This window comes from Phyllobacterium sp. SB3 (genome assembly GCF_040009165.1).
In the GTDB taxonomy this organism is placed as follows: Bacteria; Pseudomonadota; Alphaproteobacteria; order Rhizobiales; family Rhizobiaceae; genus Phyllobacterium.
In genome coordinates this window covers 305,433-324,569 of the sequence record NZ_JBDYKI010000003.1, presented here as the reverse complement: position 1 = coordinate 324,569, position 19,137 = coordinate 305,433, and the positions used below count along the sequence as shown (strand labels likewise).

22 protein-coding genes are annotated in these 19,137 nt (G+C 52.0%); 14 read left to right on the top strand and 8 right to left on the bottom strand.

Annotated features, from left to right (window positions below; genetic code table 11):
- Window positions 1–67: 67 nt before the first annotated feature.
- Window positions 68–1,585 (top strand): ATP-binding protein, encoded by a 1,518-nt coding sequence (locus ABKW30_RS12765; RefSeq protein WP_348599786.1) that lies wholly within the window; start codon window positions 68–70, stop codon window positions 1,583–1,585.
- A 16-nt stretch (window positions 1,586–1,601) separates the two neighbouring features.
- Here ABKW30_RS12765 and ABKW30_RS12760 read toward each other — a convergent pair whose 3' ends face one another.
- Entirely contained in the window at window positions 1,602–2,309 is a 708-nt protein-coding gene (locus ABKW30_RS12760) for an HAD family hydrolase (protein WP_348599308.1), read from the bottom strand.
- A 126-nt stretch (window positions 2,310–2,435) separates the two neighbouring features.
- On the opposite strand from ABKW30_RS12760, the gene ABKW30_RS12755 reads away from it, so the two are divergent.
- The 3 genes from ABKW30_RS12755 to ABKW30_RS12745 all read left to right on the top strand — a co-directional run bounded on the left by ABKW30_RS12755 (window position 2,436) and on the right by ABKW30_RS12745 (window position 4,688).
- Window positions 2,436–3,305: a lytic transglycosylase domain-containing protein gene (locus tag ABKW30_RS12755; protein WP_348599307.1), complete on the top strand. Its 870-nt coding sequence runs from the start codon at window positions 2,436–2,438 to the stop codon at window positions 3,303–3,305.
- Window positions 3,306–3,675: 370 nt separating this feature from the next.
- Window positions 3,676–3,891 (top strand): cold-shock protein, encoded by a 216-nt coding sequence (locus ABKW30_RS12750; RefSeq protein ID WP_008124224.1) that lies wholly within the window; start codon window positions 3,676–3,678, stop codon window positions 3,889–3,891.
- A gap of 368 nt (window positions 3,892–4,259) precedes the next feature.
- Entirely contained in the window at window positions 4,260–4,688 is a 429-nt protein-coding gene (locus tag ABKW30_RS12745; RefSeq protein ID WP_348599306.1) for a BA14K family protein, read from the top strand.
- 37 nt (window positions 4,689–4,725) lie between these two features.
- Here the strand turns inward: ABKW30_RS12745 and ABKW30_RS12740 are convergent, their stop codons facing one another.
- The 3 genes from ABKW30_RS12740 to ABKW30_RS12730 form a co-directional block, all read right to left on the bottom strand.
- Window positions 4,726–5,370: an MBL fold metallo-hydrolase gene (locus ABKW30_RS12740; protein ID WP_348599305.1), complete on the bottom strand. Its 645-nt coding sequence runs from the start codon at window positions 5,368–5,370 to the stop codon at window positions 4,726–4,728.
- Between the two features lie 119 nt (window positions 5,371–5,489).
- Window positions 5,490–5,801: a hypothetical protein gene (locus tag ABKW30_RS12735; protein WP_348599304.1), complete on the bottom strand. Its 312-nt coding sequence runs from the start codon at window positions 5,799–5,801 to the stop codon at window positions 5,490–5,492.
- A gap of 137 nt (window positions 5,802–5,938) precedes the next feature.
- Entirely contained in the window at window positions 5,939–6,829 is an 891-nt protein-coding gene (locus ABKW30_RS12730) for a branched-chain amino acid aminotransferase (protein WP_348599303.1), read from the bottom strand.
- A gap of 248 nt (window positions 6,830–7,077) precedes the next feature.
- Here ABKW30_RS12730 and ABKW30_RS12725 point away from each other — a divergent pair, with 248 nt between their 5' ends.
- The 3 genes from ABKW30_RS12725 to ABKW30_RS12715 all read left to right on the top strand — a co-directional run bounded on the left by ABKW30_RS12725 (window position 7,078) and on the right by ABKW30_RS12715 (window position 9,795).
- Window positions 7,078–7,575, top strand: coding sequence for a MarR family transcriptional regulator (locus ABKW30_RS12725; RefSeq protein ID WP_348599302.1), 498 nt, complete (start codon window positions 7,078–7,080; stop codon window positions 7,573–7,575).
- A 38-nt stretch (window positions 7,576–7,613) separates the two neighbouring features.
- Window positions 7,614–8,342, top strand: a complete 729-nt coding sequence (locus ABKW30_RS12720; RefSeq protein ID WP_348599301.1) for a response regulator — start codon at window positions 7,614–7,616, stop codon at window positions 8,340–8,342.
- 112 nt (window positions 8,343–8,454) lie between these two features.
- The gene (locus tag ABKW30_RS12715) at window positions 8,455–9,795 is read left to right on the top strand and encodes an ATP-binding protein (protein ID WP_348599785.1); all 1,341 of its coding nucleotides are present in this window, start codon (window positions 8,455–8,457) and stop codon (window positions 9,793–9,795) included.
- Between the two features lie 7 nt (window positions 9,796–9,802).
- Here the strand turns inward: ABKW30_RS12715 and ABKW30_RS12710 are convergent, their stop codons facing one another.
- Entirely contained in the window at window positions 9,803–10,123 is a 321-nt protein-coding gene (locus tag ABKW30_RS12710; protein ID WP_348599300.1) for a ribbon-helix-helix domain-containing protein, read from the bottom strand.
- Window positions 10,124–10,336: 213 nt separating this feature from the next.
- Between ABKW30_RS12710 and ABKW30_RS12705 the strand changes: the two genes are divergently transcribed.
- The 3 genes from ABKW30_RS12705 to ABKW30_RS12695 all read left to right on the top strand — a co-directional run bounded on the left by ABKW30_RS12705 (window position 10,337) and on the right by ABKW30_RS12695 (window position 12,987).
- The gene (locus ABKW30_RS12705) at window positions 10,337–10,732 is read left to right on the top strand and encodes a VOC family protein (protein ID WP_348599299.1); all 396 of its coding nucleotides are present in this window, start codon (window positions 10,337–10,339) and stop codon (window positions 10,730–10,732) included.
- A 71-nt stretch (window positions 10,733–10,803) separates the two neighbouring features.
- Window positions 10,804–11,370: a gluconate 2-dehydrogenase subunit 3 family protein gene (locus ABKW30_RS12700; protein ID WP_348599298.1), complete on the top strand. Its 567-nt coding sequence runs from the start codon at window positions 10,804–10,806 to the stop codon at window positions 11,368–11,370.
- Between the two features lie 45 nt (window positions 11,371–11,415).
- Window positions 11,416–12,987 (top strand): GMC family oxidoreductase, encoded by a 1,572-nt coding sequence (locus ABKW30_RS12695; protein WP_348599296.1) that lies wholly within the window; start codon window positions 11,416–11,418, stop codon window positions 12,985–12,987.
- Between the two features lie 63 nt (window positions 12,988–13,050).
- On the opposite strand, the gene ABKW30_RS12690 is transcribed toward ABKW30_RS12695, so the two are convergent.
- Window positions 13,051–13,386: a tRNA-binding protein gene (locus ABKW30_RS12690; RefSeq protein WP_348599295.1), complete on the bottom strand. Its 336-nt coding sequence runs from the start codon at window positions 13,384–13,386 to the stop codon at window positions 13,051–13,053.
- A 129-nt stretch (window positions 13,387–13,515) separates the two neighbouring features.
- The gene (locus ABKW30_RS12685) at window positions 13,516–14,016 is read right to left on the bottom strand and encodes a YbjN domain-containing protein (protein ID WP_348599294.1); all 501 of its coding nucleotides are present in this window, start codon (window positions 14,014–14,016) and stop codon (window positions 13,516–13,518) included.
- 554 nt (window positions 14,017–14,570) lie between these two features.
- Here ABKW30_RS12685 and ABKW30_RS12680 point away from each other — a divergent pair.
- A complete protein-coding gene (locus tag ABKW30_RS12680; RefSeq protein WP_348599293.1) occupies window positions 14,571–14,744 on the top strand; it encodes a hypothetical protein in 174 nt (57 codons plus the stop codon).
- Window positions 14,745–14,764: 20 nt separating this feature from the next.
- Here ABKW30_RS12680 and ABKW30_RS12675 read toward each other — a convergent pair whose 3' ends face one another.
- The gene (locus tag ABKW30_RS12675; RefSeq protein WP_348599292.1) at window positions 14,765–15,061 is read right to left on the bottom strand and encodes an accessory factor UbiK family protein; all 297 of its coding nucleotides are present in this window, start codon (window positions 15,059–15,061) and stop codon (window positions 14,765–14,767) included.
- A 419-nt stretch (window positions 15,062–15,480) separates the two neighbouring features.
- On the opposite strand from ABKW30_RS12675, the gene ABKW30_RS12670 reads away from it, so the two are divergent.
- Genes ABKW30_RS12670 through cysE form a run of 3 tightly spaced genes read left to right on the top strand, consistent with a single transcriptional unit; the run spans window position 15,481 to window position 19,047 of the window.
- Window positions 15,481–16,398: a family 2A encapsulin nanocompartment shell protein gene (locus ABKW30_RS12670; protein ID WP_348599291.1), complete on the top strand. Its 918-nt coding sequence runs from the start codon at window positions 15,481–15,483 to the stop codon at window positions 16,396–16,398.
- Complete coding sequence (locus tag ABKW30_RS12665; protein WP_348599290.1) at window positions 16,391–18,154, top strand: family 2A encapsulin nanocompartment cargo protein cysteine desulfurase; 1,764 nt, start codon at window positions 16,391–16,393, stop codon at window positions 18,152–18,154. The genes ABKW30_RS12670 and ABKW30_RS12665 overlap by 8 nt, the downstream gene beginning before the upstream one ends.
- A gap of 50 nt (window positions 18,155–18,204) precedes the next feature.
- Window positions 18,205–19,047 (top strand): serine O-acetyltransferase, encoded by an 843-nt coding sequence (gene cysE / locus ABKW30_RS12660; RefSeq protein ID WP_348599288.1) that lies wholly within the window; start codon window positions 18,205–18,207, stop codon window positions 19,045–19,047.
- Window positions 19,048–19,137: the final 90 nt, after the last annotated feature.

Below are 19,137 nucleotides of genomic sequence, written 5' to 3'. Positions count from 1 at the left end.
TAAAGGGATGCTAGACAAACCGCGCGCGGAATTTAGCGCGCGGAATCACGTCATGTCTGGAGAAGTAATGAAGGTCGATATCGACATGGGAGCGGCGCCAGCAGGTGCAAAAGCCATGCTCGACCTGGAAGAGCTTTTGGCAACGCGCCTGCTCGTCCAAGGCAATTCCGGTTCAGGAAAATCACACCTTCTGCGTCGCCTTCTAGAACAAAGCGCGCAATGGGTGCAGCAGTGCGTTATCGATCCCGAGGGCGATTTCGTCACGCTTGCCGACAAGTACGGTCATGTGGTGGTCGACGGTGCGCGTACGGAAAACGAACTGACACGCATCGCCGCCCGTATCCGGCAACACCGCGTGTCAGTGGTGCTCGATCTTGAAGGTCTTGACGTAGAACAGCAGATGCGATGCGCCGCGGCGTTTCTCGGTGGCTTATTCGATGCTGAACGGGACTATTGGTATCCGATGCTGGTCGTCGTGGATGAAGCGCAGCTCTTTGCACCCGCTGTTGCTGGCGAGGTTTCGGACGAGGCCCGCAAGCTCTCTCTCGGCGCAATGACCAATCTCATGTGCCGGGGACGTAAACGCGGTCTTGCCGGAGTGATCGCAACGCAGCGACTGGCGAAGCTTGCAAAGAACGTTGCGGCAGAAGCTTCGAACTTTCTGATGGGCCGTACATTTCTGGATATTGACATGGCGCGTGCGGCAGACTTGCTGGGTATGGAACGCCGTCAGGCAGAGCAGTTCCGCGATCTTGCCCGCGGGCACTTTGTGGCTCTTGGACCCGCCCTGTCCCGCCGCCCCCTTCCCGTTACAATTGGAGCTGTCGAAACATCAGCACGTTCTTCCAGCCCAAAGCTTACGCCACTTCCACAGCGGGGGGACGATGCGCGTGATCTTATCTTCACACCAGCTCCGGAAGAAAGGCGCACGGTCGTGCGCAAAGCGCCCGCACCGCCTGCCCCTACCCCGACAGCGGATATTCTCAATCAATTGACGCAAGCCAAGGCAATGGCACAGGCGGAATCGCCTGCACCAACATTATTCCCTGAAATTGATGAGGCAGAACGCAACAGCCTGATTGATGCAGTCATGCATGAAATGCTGAACGACCCAGATGCTTCCTTTCGCACTGATGCAGTACTTTATCAGGATTTTCTTGTTCGCTGCCGGATACGCCGGGTTCCGGGAGATCAACTTTCGCTTCCCGCGTTTCGCCGCAGGCTTGCTGTGGCACGGGCTGGAATTGATGGTGAAACAGCACAGGGAGAGCCATGGCAGCAGGCACTGGAGCTTTCAAAAAGCCTGCCGGATGACGTTCAAGGCGTTTTCTTTATCGTGGCACAAGCGGCTGTTACGGCAAGCCCGTGCCCCTCAGATGCAACAATAGCACGGGCTTATGGGACACATTCGACGAGGCGCGCACGGCGCTTGCTTACCTATTTCGAAGAGCAAGGCTTGGTCGTGGTGCGTACAGACTTCACCGGCAATCGTGTTGTGGCATTTCCCGACTTGGGTTGCGAAACCTTAGCTGGCGATCCAAATGGACCCGACGAGCCAATACAGGAACAATACGCAGCTGAATAACTAGAGCAAATCTTGTTTATATAGAGCCAATCTCAGCAAGAAGCGGAGCAAGTTGCCCGAGATGTTCAATCTGACGGAATCTCGGATTCTCCACTGGCGCTTCTACATGCTCAAGCACCCAAGTAAGCTCGTGAGGCACGAATATGCCCCATGCACCCGCTTCGATCGCAGGCACAACGTCCGATTTCAGTGAGTTTCCGATCATCAACGCCCTATCGGCGCCATCACCGTGCCGGCTGAAAATACGGTCATATGTGTTTCTGTCTTTGGTGCTGACGATTTCAATCGCATCAAAGAACTCGCCAAGGCCTGATTGAGCCAGCTTACGCTCCTGATCGAAAAGGTCACCTTTGGTCACGAGCACCAGCTTGTAGTGGTCCGTCAGTTGCTCCAGTGTTTCCGTGACATGAGGCAGTGTCTCCACCGGATGACGGAGCATTTCACGCCCCGCATCAAGAATCTCAGCGATAACAGTCGCAGGCACCTTCCCATTTGTTACTTCCACAGCTGTCTCGATCAATGAAAGAGTAAACCCCTTAATGCCAAATCCGTAAGAATCCAGATTGCGTTTCTCCACCTCGAGCAGCCGCTCAGTCAGATCGGCAATATCAGTATGGGGCGCTAACAGACTGGAGAAATGCTTTTCGGATGATCTGAAAAACTGCTCATTCTGCCAGAGCGTATCGTCTGCATCAAAACCTATAGTTGTGATGGGAAGCGGCATGGGCATTACTCTTCACATTTGGTCGTTGTATGTCGCCTGACTCATGGGAATCGTCGACACCTCTCTTTTATCAGAAATAAAGGCGTGCTTAATGCCAAATACTGTTCTCTCGACCGAAAGGCTACTGTGACCTGGTACAAATCTATCGCCATGCTTACGGCAACTTGTCTTTTGGCCTCATTCAACACTTTGGCTGCAGACAATCCGTCCGTATCCGTTCCGGTTGCACCGCCTACACCAAGCGTTACCCAAATATGCGCTGCAATTGCGACGAACGCTGATGGATATGGTGTTCCACGTGACTTCTTTGCCAGACTGATCTGGAAGGAGAGCCGGTTTGATGTCGCTGCTACGAGCCCGGTCGGAGCGCAAGGTATCGCACAGTTCATGCCCGGAACCGCCAGAGAGCGAAGCCTTGCCGATCCTTATGATTTCTCTCAGGCACTACCAGCCTCAGCCAAATTGCTGAAAGATCTACAAAAAGCATTTGGTAATTGGGGGCTGGCAGCCGCAGCATATAATGCCGGGCCTACGCGGGTCTCCCGATGGATGTCCAATGGTGGCTTTCTTCCCTTGGAGACCGAAGAATATGTGCTCGATATAACCGGCATCTCGGCAGATGACTTTGCGAGCGGCGCAGAGATCAAGAACCGCCCTCTTAACAGTAAGCTTAGTTTTGATGCTGCTTGCCGCCAGCTTCCTATTGTACGGTTCGCAACTGTATCGATGGCTCAGATCAAGCCAAAACCGTGGGGTATCCAGATCGCCGGCAATTTCCGGCAATCAGCAGCCGTACGCCAATTGCAGCGCCTGAAGCGAAGCTTTCCCGCTGTTCTGGACCAGCATGAACCCGTTATCAGCCGCAATCGTTCGGCAATGGGTCGACGAGGAATTTACGCGGTCCGCATCGGCGCTGACAGCCGTGCAGAAGCCAATCAAATCTGCACACAACTACGAAGTGCTGGTGGGGCCTGCATCGTTAAGCGTAATCGTTAACACTAGTTTTTCGTGCAGCATGCATAGGTTTGCGACATACATATAACGGCGTATTTTCTACATGCTCTGCTCATATCAGCAATGCATTTCTACCTGTTCATCCAAGTGGTAGAAAAACTTTTGCTTGCCAAAAAAGACTTATTCTAGCAGTCTCAAAGCGTTCGGGCATCTATGAACACTGGAAGACTGGAAGAACGGCGCGCCGGAACCGCAAGAATACCGGGTCGGGAGTAATCCCGGCAATGATCGGCTCCTTTCCTGAATTCGAGAATTGCCTGCATGACCTCCGTCGGATGTAAGTACAGAAGACGGCATACTACCAATCCCGCAAGCCCGGAGGGGAACGCGGTAATTTAAAAAGGAACTGAGCATGGCACAGACCGGTACGGTCAAATTCTTCAACAGCGAAAAAGGTTTTGGCTTTATCAAGCCGGATGACGGAGCAGCAGATATCTTCGTTCACATCTCTGCAGTGCAGGCATCCGGACTTACAGATCTTGCAGACAATCAGAAGGTTTCCTTCGACACAGAACCAGATCGCCGTGGCAAGGGTCCGAAGGCCGTAAATATTTCGATCACAGAATAAGTTCTGCGATCATTCTGCCAGTTTAAGAGCCACGTCAGAGGGACGCGACTGAGCAGAGGTTGTTTGCGTTTGACCAGCTGAAATCCCCTTTTGCCTTGGGGGTTTCATTTTTGATAGATTACGACCTGCTGCCCAGGTCAGTTGGTGCTTGGTTTTGCGCCTTGGAATTGCTGAAATCATGTGTCCTGTTCCCGCTCTGGAACAATGTTTGACTGGATCAGCAAGGAACAAATAGTCTCGCCCATCGTTCAGCCTGCATTCATTCTGAGACGATTAAAACAGTGTTATGGCTGGCGGTCCGGTTGGATCACAGCTCAAAATAATCCAGCGGCGTAGAAAACTCGCCAAGATGCTTCAAGGAGGCACAAATGAATAAAGGTATGAAAATTGCCATTCTTGCTACAGCTGTAGCGGCGACTGTTATAGCACCGCTGTCATCGGCATCGGCTGATCATCGTTGGCGCCACCATGACCGTGGCTATCGCCATCATCATCGGGGTGGTGGTGATGCACTTGCCGCTGGCGCAATTGGCCTTGCAGCCGGCGCATTGATTGGAGGCGCTCTCTCGCAGCCGCGCGAACCGGAAGTTATCTACCGCGACTATGATGACCGCCCCGCCTATCGCGCACCAGTTCGCGCTTACCGCCAGGTTGAAGCACCACGCTATTACGGTTCAGCACAACCTTGGACCCGTGATTGGTATCGCTATTGCGCCGACCGTTACCGGTCATTCAATCCGGAAACAGGAACATTCCGCGGCTATGACGGCCGGGATTATTTCTGCAACGCCAACTGATTATTCAAAAACCGCCGGTAAATCCGGCGGTTTTTCATTATTCGTTCAAGAACGGATTGGTCCTACGCTCTTCGCCAAATCTGCCGCCTGGCCCATGACCGCAAATAAAGCCGATATCGTCCCCAAGAGGCAGAAGTTTCGTTTTAATCGAATTTATTAGCGCCGCGTGGTCACCACCCGGCAAATCGGTTCGCCCGACCGAGCCGTTAAAAAGCACATCGCCGACATGTGCAAATTTTGCCGCCTTGTTATAATAGACAACATGCCCGGGAGCGTGGCCCGGACAATGCAAAACTTCAAATATATGGTTTCCGAACGAGACAGTTTCTCCATCAGTCAACCAGCGGTCCGGGGTGCAATTACGTACATTTCCCGAAATCCTATACTGAAGAGCCTTTTCCTCCAAACTATCCAAAAGAAAGCGGTCACCCTCATGCGGCCCGATAATATCGACAGCCAGTGACTCTTTCATGTCCATCGCACCTGCAGCATGATCAATATGACCATGGGTCAACCAGATTGCCTCAATCACGATTCCATTAGACTGAATGGCATGAAGCACCTGATCATTGTCCCCGCCCGGATCAATGAGCACACCTCGCTTGTCGTCACTGTCGAAGAGAATAGTACAGTTCTGTTGAAAGGCCGTAACGGGGATAATACCGGCCTGCAATTGTCCCATAAATCTTAATCCTGTCCTGCTTTGTCTCGGTCGAGCTGGCAATGAGCCTAATGTAATAAGGGTGCAAATGAAAAGGGCGGTCTAAAGGACCGCCCCAACAAATCTTCGTCTAGCAGTGATCAGGTTTTTGCCAATGAGTTCTTTATTGCACCGGCTATTGCGGTCAAAATAATGCCGCCAATACCGCCACCAGCAATCTGACTGATAATAGCGCCAATATCCAGCCCGGAAGATGCGACTGCATCTGCAACGACTGCTGCGCCACCCGCACCAAGATATTGTGTAAGATAACCACCTATCAATCCGCCAACACCACCTGCGACAGTATTGCCGGTAGTGCCAAGGCTGAGATTTTTAAGGAGACCGCCGACAATATTGCCGCCGACACCACCCGAGATAAGTTGGATAATGATAGGAAGAAGCGCTTCCATAGTGGACACCCCGTCAACGTTTCAACGTCAGACTCATGCCTGACATACATCATGATGACTAAGTTTTAGGCAATGTCAAACAGCCTGATACACCTATAGAGTTGTATCAGGCTTGTAATATTGATCGATGATCGTGATTATTCTGCAGCGGCTTTCTTCGGCGTTACTTCCGCAGCATAATCATTCATCAAGTTAATAGCGATTTCGCCCACTGTGAATTTGTATGAACCGATCTCTGAGACAGGCGTAACTTCAGCAGCTGTTCCTGTCAGGAAGCACTGTTCAAAATCTGCCAGTTCTTCCGGCATAATTGCTCGCTCTACTACTTCGTAGCCGCGACGCTTGGCAAGGTCGATAACCGTGCGGCGCGTAATGCCGTCCAGAAAGCAATCGGGTTTTGGCGTATGAATAACACCGTCCTTGACGAAGAATACATTGGCGCCTGTTGCCTCCGCCACCTGTCCGCGCCAGTCCAGCATCAGAGCATCCGCATAGCCTTTGGCTTCAGCCGCATGCTTCGAGATTGTACAGATCATGTAAAGACCGGCCGCTTTCGACTTTGAAGGAGCTGTCTTGGGATCGGGACGACGATACTCAGCCATATCGAGCCGGATACCCTTCAGCTTTTGTGCAGGGTCGAAATAGCTTGGCCATTGCCAGATCGCGATTGCGACATTGATCTTATTTGCCTGCGCTGAAACACCCATCGATTCACTTCCGCGCCAGGCAACAGGGCGGACATAAGCATCCTGAAAGCCCTGCTTTGCCAAAAGCTTGCGGCAAGCGTCGTTAAGTTCTTCAACCGAATAAGGAATCGTAAAACCAAGGATGCGGGCAGACTCGTGCAGGCGTTCCGTATGTTCGTTAAGCTTGAAAATCTCGCCGCCATACGCACGCTCCCCTTCGAATACAGAGCTTGCATAGTGGAGACCATGCGTAAGCACATGAACCTTTGCATCTGCCCAGCGAACAAATTCGCCGTTCATCCAGATGTAACCTTCAAGCTGATCGAATGGAGCGGATGCCATGTTTTCCTCCAGGCCTTATCCTGATGTTTTTGCGGGTTTTATCTTCTGCCAACTGGTCCCGATGTCCAATTGGTGTACCATTGCCCGTAAGCACCAATAGGCGTTTCAATTGAGGAAAATATCCCGGAAACACGTATTGGCTTTTCGATTAATTCAAAATGCAGGCCAACAGCTTGCCAAAAATTATCAGCAGTCTAAAATTAAGTCAACAACACTGACATAATCTTTTACAAGACCGGGGACCCTGCATGAAATCTTATACACCAGATAGGCATATCGAGACAGCCCTGACGGAGAAAGACGCAAAAGAACTCGACATTATCGAGCTGTTTTTCTTCGCCTATCGCGACTTCACCGCCGACCCGGATATGATACTGGAAAAGCTTGAATTTGGACGTGCGCATCATCGCGTTCTTTATTTCGTCAATCGAAAGCCCGGCATGACCGTTGCCGAATTGCTGGAGGTTCTGAAGATCACCAAGCAAAGTCTGGCCCGCGTTCTCAAGCAACTCATCGATACGGATCATATCGTGCAGATTCAGGGCCCACGAGATCGCCGGCAACGCGAACTCTATCCGACACGTCAAGGCCGCCGGTTGGCGCTCGAACTGGCAGCACCGCAATCACGCCGCATTGCCAATGCATTGGAACAGCTCGATCTGAGCGACCGGACGGTGATTGAACGTTTTCTCAGGGCAATGGTAAATCCCGCGCAGTGGCAACAGATCGACAGCCTGCCGAAGTAAGGGTAGATATAGAGTTCCACTTGGTTGAGAGGGGATACATGGCACAGGAAACAGAAACAGCACCGGTTGGTAGCGACCTCGCGCTATCGGATGATGCTCCACATTTGCTGATCGTTGATGACGACACCAGAATTCGAAATCTACTGTCCCAATATCTAACGGGCAGCGGCTTTCGTATTACGGTGGCAGCCAATGCCGATGAGGCTCGAAGGAAGCTTGCAGGCATAGATTATGACCTGCTCATTCTCGATGTCATGATGCCGGGCGAGAGTGGAATTGCCTTGACTCAATCGCTCCGGGAGGAAAAGAACGTACCAATTCTGATGCTGACCGCCCTTTCGGAAACGGACAGCCGCATTACGGGTCTTGAGGCAGGCGCAGACGATTACCTGCCAAAGCCATTCGATCCGCGCGAACTCATACTGCGCATCAATAATATTTTGCGGCGTGGTGCCCCTGCTACGCAGGCAAAAATAGAACAGATTGTTTTTGGACCTTACACCTTCGTCATCGCCAAACGTGAATTGAAACGCTCGGGAGACTTGATCCGCCTCACTGATCGTGAACAGGACATTATGGCTATTTTTGCCGCCCGGGCCGGCGAAACTGTTCCGCGTCACGAATTGACGGGAACCGAGGGCGACGTGGGCGAACGAACTATTGACGTTCAAATAAATCGCCTGCGCCGCAAGATAGAGAATGATCCAGCCAATCCCGTTTGGTTGCAGACAGTGCGCGGCGTTGGCTATAAATTGAGTGTGGAATAGCAAACACACAAAGCAGAAAGCGCAAGCGGATATTAATGTAATGGCAACTCCGGACGCCGCAAATCGCGCATTGGCCGTGAAAAAACGCCATTGGCGGCGCAAACGGAGCACATTGCTTGGCCCTTGGCGGAAGCTGACACGATGGCTTGCCCGCTGGATGCCCAAACGGCTCTATGCGCGCTCGTTGATCATTATCATCGCGCCAATGGTTTTACTGCAATCGCTGATTGCATTTGTGTTCATGGAGCGTCACTGGCAAACGGTAACACAGCGTCTGTCTACGGCCGTAGTCAGGGACATTTCCGGTATAATCGATCTGATGGATACCTTCCCTCAGGACCCCGGTTATGAAAACCTGATTCGTATTTCGCGCGAACGGTTGGCCTTGAATATTTCGATACTGCCACCCGATCCGCTACCGGCGCCCGGCCCAAAACCATTCTTCTCGATTCTCGACAGCATTTTGAGCGAAGAGATCACCAAACAGATCAATCGGCCTTTCTGGATCGATACAATTGGTGATTCAGACCTTGTAGAGATCCGCATACAACTTGAAGACAAGGTTTTGCGTGTTTTTGCCCGGCGCAGTCAGGCATATGCATCCAACACACTTATATTCCTCGTATGGATGGCAGGTTCGGCACTTGTGTTGCTGGCGATTGCCATCCTGTTCCTGCGCAATCAGATAAAGCCAATCCAACAGCTGGCAACTGCGGCCGACAGTTTCGGCAAGGGCCAAGCACCGCCCCCAAACTTTAAACCGCGGGGTGCTGAAGAGGTCCGGCGGGCGGGCGCAGCATTTATTGTCATGCGAGAACGTATCGAACGGCAGATCGAACAGCGGACGACGATGCTCAACGGTGTTAGTCATGACCTGCGAACCATCTTGACCCGCTTTAAGCTCCAGTTGGCTCTCGTGAGCAATAGGGTCGATACGGAGGCGATGGAACAGGATATTGACGATATGCAGTCAATGCTCGAAGGCTACCTTTCGTTCGCGCGAGGTGAAGCTGACGAGGAAACCGGCACCTTCAATCTGGAGCGTCTATTCGCCAAGCTGAAAGAGGAAGGTGTATTGCTGGAACGCGGATTCACCTCGACCATTCGCGGACGACCGGAAATTCATGTTCGACCCAATGCGTTTTCGCGGTTGATCTCCAATCTCGTTTCAAACTCCTTCCGCTATGCCAATAACGTTTTTGTCGCAGCAGACCATCGCGATGGCTGGTTGATACTGACAATCGACGACGATGGCCCTGGTATTCCAAAGGAGATGCGCGATGAGGTATTCAAACCGTTCTTCCGGCTCGATCAGGCCCGCAATCAGGATGCAGGCGGCACTGGACTAGGGCTCGCGATTGCACTCGATATAGCGCGCAGCCATGGCGGCGACATCACCCTCGAAGAAAGCCCGAAAAAAGGGTTGCGGGCAATCGTCAAAGTTCCGGCCTGACTTCGATTCAGGCAGCCTGCTCACCAATCAGCGGCACGCGGGGGGCGGGCTGCGCATTTGCGCAGATTTGTACTCCGCGCAGATAAAGCGCGCATGTCGTGCGCAGCATTGATGCGAAGTTCGGAATCTCGCCCTGTGCCTGTAGTGCTTCGTCATACAGTGTCGATATAAAGCGTGGTGTTGTCATGTTCTGGGTTTCAGCGATTTCATCAAGCAGCTTCCAGAATGTCGACTCCAGCTGAATGCTCGTAGAGTGACCTGCTATGCGCACAGAACGGTTGATCTGCCGGTAGCCTTGCGGATCCTGTTCTGCAAATACCTTACACATTCAAACAACCTCCCGATGTTACTGCGCGATGTTTTGCCTGAAATTGAAGCGGTAATTTCCACCTTTGCATCATAGCTGGCAAAAATATTCTATTCACATCGCGTGTGGTAGCCGATTGCCACCACTTCTCTTCTCCCGAGATCATAATCACTGACAAGACGAGACACTGCAACCAAAGTTTTGATGCAGTAGTTGCAAATTAGGGAGAGATACTTGGCAAAAGCCATTCATTCGATGATCAGGGTGCTCGACGAGGACGTATCGAGAGCATTCTACCAAACAGCATTTGGACTTGAGGTAGCCGATCGCCTCGACTTTGAGACTTTCACTTTGCTCTATCTCAGCAATGATGAGAGCGGCTTCGAACTTGAGCTGACCGTTAACAAGGGCCGAGTTACACCTTACGAACTCGGCGACGGATACGGCCATCTGGCATTCAGCGTTGATGATCTGGATGCCGAGCATTCAAGGATGAAAGCCCTCGATCTCAAAATTCGGGACATCGTTGAATTCAAGCGTGACGGCACCATGCTCGCCCGTTTCTTTTTTGTCGAAGACCCGGACGGCTACAAAATCGAAGTGTTGCAAAGGGATGGTCGCTACATGTGAGCCAATTGAGCGAAGTCATTAGCCAGCAAGGGCACTCCACAGGGTGCCGATAGCAAGCAAAGGAGGATTCTATGGTTACTATCTTCAACCGGAGAGCGGCACTGCCGGAAAGTGTTGACAGATCGGGAATATCGAGGCGCGATCTGCTGAAACGCGGTGGTGCGCTTAGTCTTGGCGCCGCACTCGTCATCAGCGGAACCGCCATCATACATCCGCAATCAGCCTGGGGTTTGGAGACCTCAAATCTGAAGCCTGAAACAATGGCAGCACTCCTCCAGCTGGCACGGGACATCTATCCGCACGATCAGATCCCGGATCGCTTTTATGCAATCGCAATCAAGGCGTACGACACCAAAGCCGGCACCGATGCAGACCACAAAAAGCTCATTGAAGATGGTATTGCCGATCTCGATCAAAAGGCGGGAAAAGGCGGTTATATCGGCCTCGGTTGGGAGGAAGACAGGCTGGCCCTTCTACGGGGAATAGAAGAAACCACGTTCTTCCAAACCGTTCGCGGAGGATTGGTTACCGGCCTCTACAACCAGAAAGATATTTGGCCGTACTTTGGCTACGAGGGCGAATCCTATTCGAAGGGCGGCTACATAGCGCGCGGGTTCGACGACATAGAGTGGCTCTAGGGTTACTCGAAAATCATCCGTATTTCAGGCTGTTGGGAGGAAACCATGGCTGCACCTTATGATCTTAAAGACGACAGCGTAGTCGTCATAATCGGCTCAGGCGCCGGCGGCGGAACGTTGGGTAACGAGTTGGCACAAAAAGGCATTGATGTCGTCATTCTCGAAGCTGGCGCAAGACACGAGTACGAAGATTTCATCAATGATGAATGGGACAGTTTCGGACAACTCGCATGGGTCGATAAACGCACAACATCGGGCGACTGGCGGGTAGCCAAGGATTTCCCCAATTTGCCTGCATGGATCGTCAAATCCGTTGGTGGATCAACGGTTCATTGGGCTGGTGCTTCGCTCCGGTTTCAGGAGCATGAGTTCAAGGATCTCACCCATTACGGCAAAATTGAAGGTGCAAACCTTCTGGATTGGCCAATCACCTTGGCGGAGCTTGAGCCCTATTATGCCAAGGCGGAAGACAAGATGGGCGTTACCCGCACCAACGGCATTGAGGGTCTGCCCGGCAACAACAACTTCAAGGTTTTAAAAGCCGGGGCTGACAAACTCGGTTATAAGGAATGTCACACCGGGAATATGGCTATCAATTCTGCCGATCGAGATGATCGCATGTCGTGCCAGCAGACCGGCTTCTGCTTTCAGGGCTGCAAGTGGGGTGCGAAGTGGTCAACGCTTTATACGGAAATCCCCAAGGGCGAAGCCACAGGTAAACTTGAAATCCGGCCGAATTCGATGGCTCAGAAGATTGAGCATGACAAAAACGGCAAGGTGACAGGTGTTGTCTATATCGACAAAGACGGCAAACAGCAGCTTCAAAAGGCCCGTATTGTCGCTGTTGCGGGAAATTCGATAGAAAGCCCTCGCCTGCTTCTCAATTCTGAATCGAGCATGTTCAAGGACGGCATGGCAAACTCTTCCGGTCAGGTTGGACGCAACTATATGCGCCACACCACTGGTTCAGTTTACGGCATTTTTGAAAAGCCGGTGCATATGTATCGCGGTACGACCATGGCAGGCATTATCCGCGACGAGGCACGACATGATCCTTCCCGTGGGTTCGTTGGCGGCTATGAGATGGAAACGCTTTCATTGGGCTTACCATTCATGGCGGCATTTCTTGATCCGGGAGGTTGGGGCCGTTCGTTTACCTCTGCCTTGGATCAATATTCCAACATGGCCGGGCTATGGATTGTCGGTGAGGATATGCCTCAGGAAAACAACCGTATTACGCTACACAAGGACGAGAAAGACAAACATGGCATGCCGATTGCCAATGTTAACTTCAGCGATCATCCAAACGATATTGCCATGCGCGATCATGCCTATAAGCAGGGCACAGCCTTATATGAAGCCGTTGGGGCAACCCGTGCATTTCCAACACCTCCTTATCCCTCAACGCACAATCTCGGCACAAACCGCATGAGCGAGAAGGCGCAGGATGGCGTGGTCAACAAACACGGTCAGAGCCACGACATAAAGAATTTATTCGTATCCGACGGGAGCCAGTTCACCACGGGCGGTGCAGAGAATCCGACACTGACAATCGTCAGCCTGGCGATAAGGCAGGCGGACTATATTACAAAGGAAATGGCGGCCAAGACTATTTGACGGCCTTTTAAACGAGCAGGGACTCGGCCATTTGAAGCCGGGTCCCTGCAATCAAAACCATTGCTAGAACAGCTTGCCGCCGTTGGGAACTTTATGACTGACAGCAGCGAGCACGACTTCCCCCGCCTCATCAGGGAACCCAAGGGTCAACACTTCAGACATGAAAGGCCCGATCTGACGTGGCGGGAAATTGACCACTGCCACAACCTGCTTACCTTTGAGTTCTTCCAGCGTGTGCCGTTTGGTGATTTGCGCCGAGGACTTCTTGATGCCGATTTCCGATCCGAAATCGATACGTAATTTAAAGGCGGGCTTGCGTGCTTCGGGGAAAGTTTCCGCTTCGATTATTGTGCCGACGCGAATATCAACCTTTTCGAAATCATCAAAACTGATGGTCATGATTTCTATAACTCCAAAACCAATAAGTTCTCAGCTGAGAACTTATTCCTATTCCATAATATCTGCATTGCGGCTTATAAGTAGGACCAAAATCTATATGCAGGGCAATATAGCACTGCGACAAACGGATCAGGCCGAACCGACTGTTTCGAAGAGAATGCTATCGAGCGATTCCCGAGCACTTGAACCGGACCAAACAACAAACTGAAATGCCTGGAAATAGGTTTCGCATGCATCGAGAGCGCTGGATAGCAGCACTTCAACCTGTTTGCTTGTCGGCTCTGCACCACCTGAGAGCAGCAGTGACTGCCGGTACATCACTGCACCTTCCTGACGCCACAAGTCAAAATGCCCCATAAGCAATTGCTCGTTGACCAGCGAAAGAAGACGCATCACCTCATTGATGCGCGGCTCACTCACAGCAATGTCAAAGGCGCAGGCCAAGTGCAAAGCTTCAAAATCTTCCATCCAGGAAAAGGATATCTGGTAATCGGTCCAGCTCCCCTCAACCGTAATCGCAATCTCGTCTTCCCCGGTGCGCTCGAAGGCCCATTCATTTGCATGGGCTACGTGTTCAATCACATCCACTGGATGCAAGTCACGCGCAATCTCTAGTTCCAGAAGGCTCATCGCCATTACCTGCTAAATCGAATCTCGTATAACGCTGCGGGAGTACAGCGCACCCAAACCAAGCACACCAAACGCTTGCTGCATGGCACATCGAAGCAGATGCACATTGAACGCAGCAACATTTTTTAAAACTCACCGGCGGGCAGAACACACCAACCGGGTTGCGGCCATGAACTTATGGACCGCTGCATGATCGTCGAAACGAATCATGCTGTAATTTCAGTGTATTGATGCTGAGTCACAGCGCCAGTCCCCTTTTGGCCAATTGGTGAGAATGGGTGTGGACAGAAGTTGCGAAAATGATTCACTTGGTCGCTTTAACTGACTCTAAGGAAACGATTTTCGGCGATTTCCACCTGTTGATAAATACTTAAGATTTATTTTGGGGATAGCGATCCGGGGCGGGAAAAAACGGGGTAAGCAGGCCAGCGAGCGGACTCAAATGGATTAGAGAAGAGAAAGGTTTCGTCATACAGCCGATACCAAACCATCCTAGCCTGACAACTCCAAGCAGTTTTCCAAGACTTTGGAACAATCAAAAAAGGAGAACCATCATGTCCGATGCAGCGGAACCAACTGTCAAAGCCGTACAAAAAAATGATGACGGCAACTGGTATTATGTCATCACGACCGATGGCGTAGAAGGACCAAAGGTTGGTCCTTATAATACGGAAGAAGAAGCGATTGCAGACGGCGAAGAAAGATTGGCCGAAGACGACATCGCCTAAGCGGCTTAACTTAGAAGGCCTCAGGCCTTCTTCGCACGGGTTGAAGCAGGCTTGGCCGATTCATCTTTCTTGCCGACCAGCGCCTCCAGGGCCTCAATACGGGCTTGGAGCGCTGTATTTTCCGCCCGCGCCCGGATTGCCATTTCGCGCACTGCCTCAAAATCCTCGCGCTGAACAACGTCCATAGTATTGAGCAAGCGCTCGGCCTGGCCCCGAAACGCAGTTTCGACTTCGCGGCGCACGCCCTGAGCGGCACCTGCGGCATCTGTTACGAGCTTTGCCAGTTCATCGAGAACGCGATTTGATCCATTGGTCATGGCAGACACCTTTCTGGTTTCCCCATTCAAATAATCGCCGCTTGGGATGATTGCAAGCAAGTTGACGGGATCTGATCAGACTGAGTTTATCTGGAATGGCGATGCCACAATAAAAATAGCGAGACAATTCCCGTCTGGGTTGGTGAAGACTGGCGATGGCCACAACCATTTTCACTGATAGAAAAATGAGTCGGTATTCTTGCAGAAATTTCAGAAAAACGGACCGAGGAAGGATTTACCCCTGGCCCGCAGTATGAATATTTCCGACACCACCACTTAGAGCAATTGTATTATAACTTGTTGAAATAATAGAATAATTTTCTATATTTTATCCATTGTTTAGTCGAGCAATCCGTTTTAATCCATCTCATTACAAATTTAGCTTTCCTTGAAAACCTTTTGCAAACCGGGATAACTTCATGTCAGAAACACCTACGCATTTCACAGCGCTCGGCGATGTGGCCGCACGCCAGTTGGCCAATGCAACCAAGACCGTTCCTCAGATGGTGGGCATCTCGCCTCGCTGGCTTGTCCATTGCCTTGAATGGCTGCCTGTCGAGGCAGGTATTCTCCGGGTCAACCGAGTCAAGAATGAAGAACGGGTAGCTGTCGGTTGCTCCGCCCGTGACGAGCGGGAAATTCCCCAGACCTTTGTTGATTACGAAGAAAACCCGCGCGAATACATGTTGTGTGCCGTGAACACCGTCGTGGATGTTCACACGCGCATTTCAGATCTTTATTCTTCACCCCACAGCCAGATCGGCGAGCAGTTGCGCTTGTCCATCGAGGTTATCAAGGAACAGCAGGAAAGCCAGCTGATCACAAGTGCTGAGTACGGCCTGCTTAACAACATCGCCCCTTCGCAGCGTATCCAGAGCGCGAATGGCCTGCCGACTCCGGATGCCATGGACAGTCTGGTGGCCAAGGTATGGAAAGAGCCTGCGTTCTTTCTCGCTCATCCCGATGCAATTGCTGCCTTCGGACGCGAATGCACCCGTCGCGGTGTGCCACCGGCAACCGTGACGATGTTCGGTTCCCCCTTCCTGACATGGCGTGGCATTCCGCTGGTTCCATCAAACAAGGTTCCGGTAGAGAATGGCAAGTCGAGCATTTTGCTCTTGCGTGTCGGTCAATCCCGGCAGGGTGTCGTTGGCCTGTTTCAGCCAAATCTTCCCGGCGAGCAAAGCATGGGGCTTTCCGTTCGGTTCATGGGCATCAATGACAAAGCCATCGCGTCTTATCTGGTCTCGCTTTATTGCTCACTGGCCATTCTCACAGACGATGCTGTGGCCGTGCTGGAAAACGTTGATATAACGAAGTTCCATAAATATGACTGAGGTACCTCCAAGCTTCACCGCGCCGGAAATCCCTGCCACAGCGGGTTTTCCGGATGTTTCGCTGCTTCAGCAGATGGCGAATGAATTCTTCCGGGCCATGCCCGGAGGAAACACGCCGGATAATTTGCCGTTCGGTATGGCCAATACTGTCCCTGCGGTTGCTGGAGTGGGCATTGCGCCACCCTCGGGTAACATTCCCCGTACTCCATCCCCGACGATTCCAACAATAGCGGCGAATGCACCATTCGCAGCTATCCCAGCTACGCCGGACCCTAACCAGCTCTCGATTGCTAATCAGCATGGCACGCAGCCCTCGGCGCTCTATCTGACCGGTGTTGCTAGTAACCGCCCGCAATCAATACCGCAGCAAATTCCCGCTCTTGATCAAACTTTACCCAATGAAGCACAACTGCAGGCACTACTCGGCAAACACCAGAAACCCTCATTTTCCGGTCAGGACGCGTCTGGAGCCAACCCTTATTTTTTAAAATCTGAATATGTCACTGCACAGGCCAAGACTCCCGCAATTGCAAATACGAGCACCCATGCTCGCTTTGATGCGGATCAAGCACGGCGGGATTTTCCGATTCTGTCCGAGCGGGTAAATGGAAAACCGTTAATCTGGCTCGACAATGCCGCGACCACGCACAAGCCAAGAGCGGTCATCAACCGGTTGAGCTATTTTTACGAGCACGAAAACTCCAACATACATCGGGCAGCTCACACCTTGGCCGGACGTGCGACGGATGCTTATGAAGGTGCTCGTGAGCAAGTCCGGCATTTTATCAACGCCAGCTCCGTGGACGAGATCGTCTTCGTGCGAGGTACGACTGAAGCCATCAACCTTCTCGCCGATAGTTGGGGCCGTGCCAATATACGTTCTGGCGATGAAATCGTCATTACGTGGCTTGAACACCATGCCAATATCGTCCCTTGGGTGCGTTTGGCAAAGGCCAGTGGTGCAACGCTGCGCGTTGCGCCAGTTGATGACAATGGTGACATCATCATCGAGGAATATGCGAAACTCCTCGGACCTCGGACAAAGCTGGTATCTTTGACGCAGGTATCCAACGCGCTGGGAACTGTTACTCCCGCAGCGTTGATGGTTGCCATGGCACATGCCGCCGGGGCAAAAGTGATTGTCGATGGCGCACAATCAGTCTCCCATATGCGTACGGATGTTCGTGCGCTGGATGCGGACTGGTTCGTCTTTTCGGGTCATAAGGTTTTTGGCCCCACAGGTATCGGTGTCCTGTATGGCAAGAGGCATATCCTTGAAGAAATGCCGCCCTACCAGAGTGGCGGCAACATGATCAAGGACGTGACCTTCGATGCCATCACCTACCAACCGGTACCGTCACTTTTCGAGGCAGGTACAGGCAATATCGCCGACGCAGTCGGCCTTGGTGCAGCGCTCGCCTATCTTGAAAAACAGGGCATCGAGCAGGTAACCGCCCATGAGCACGCGCTGATCGAAGACTGTGTGCGCCAACTTGCGACAGTCCCCGGTGTCCGGCTCATTGGCAAACCACGCGAACGCGCCGGAGCGGTGTCATTTGTGTTGGACGGCATGAAAACCGAACAAGTCGGCAAGGCTTTATCTGACGATGGTATTGCGGTCAGGTCCGGACATCATTGCGCTCAACCAATCTTGCGGCGCTTTGGCGTGGAAACTTCCGTGCGACCTTCTTTTGCCCTGTATAATACGCATGCCGATATCGATGCCCTGATCAGGTCATTGCGTAAAATAGGGTAAAAACCACAACCGGACGAAGCGCGATCAACTGTTTTGTAGAAAGAGTTTCAATGCCATCCAATAGCTTCAGTCTCCTATCCACCGAGCCATCGGCTTCCGGCGCGGTAACCCTTATCTGGAACGAACTGTGCGCCGAAGCCGTTGCTGCCGTTGAGATCGATTCTGCCATAACAAGGTCGATGAATTCGGCTGTTCTGTACCATGCCAGCTTTGCGCAGGCACTTGCTCACCGCATTGCGTTGAAGCTTGCAAGCCCGGAGCTGGACCAGGACGAGCTACTGGCTCTTATTTGCCAGACGTTCCTTAATGAGCCCGGAATTCTTGCAAAAGCGGCAGCCGATCTGGTTGCAGTCAAGGAGCGCGATCCTTCCAATTCGGAAATTCTTACGCCCTTTCTCTATTTCAAAGGGTTTCTGGCACTTCAGGGTCAACGTATTGCGCACTGGATGTGGAACAATGGCCGGGTACACCTTGCCCGCCATATCCAGAGTCGCATTTCGGAAGTGTTTGGCGTCGATATCCATCCGGCAGCACAAATGGGCAAAGGCATTATGCTGGATCATGGCAGCGGTTTGGTCATTGGTGAAACCGCCATTGTAGAAGACAATGTATCAATCCTGCAAAACGTAACACTGGGCGGCACAGGTAAGGAAACTGGAGACCGTCACCCGAAAATTCGCCAGGGAGCCTTGATTGGTGCTGGTGCAAAAATTCTCGGAAACATCGAGATCGGAATAGGCGCAAAAGTAGGGGCGGGCAGCGTAGTCGTTACACCAGTAGCAGATTATACGTCAGTTGTGGGTGTACCAGCCCGACCGGTCGGCAGCACTCACGCCACCATGCCCGGCGTAACAATGGATCAAACATTGTACGAGCCTGAATATATTATTTAATTGGCAGCACGTTTGGTGGGCTGACATTCGGGCCTTGCCGCCACAAGCCAATATCACCACGCGCAAATGTTACCACAGATGCGTCTTGAC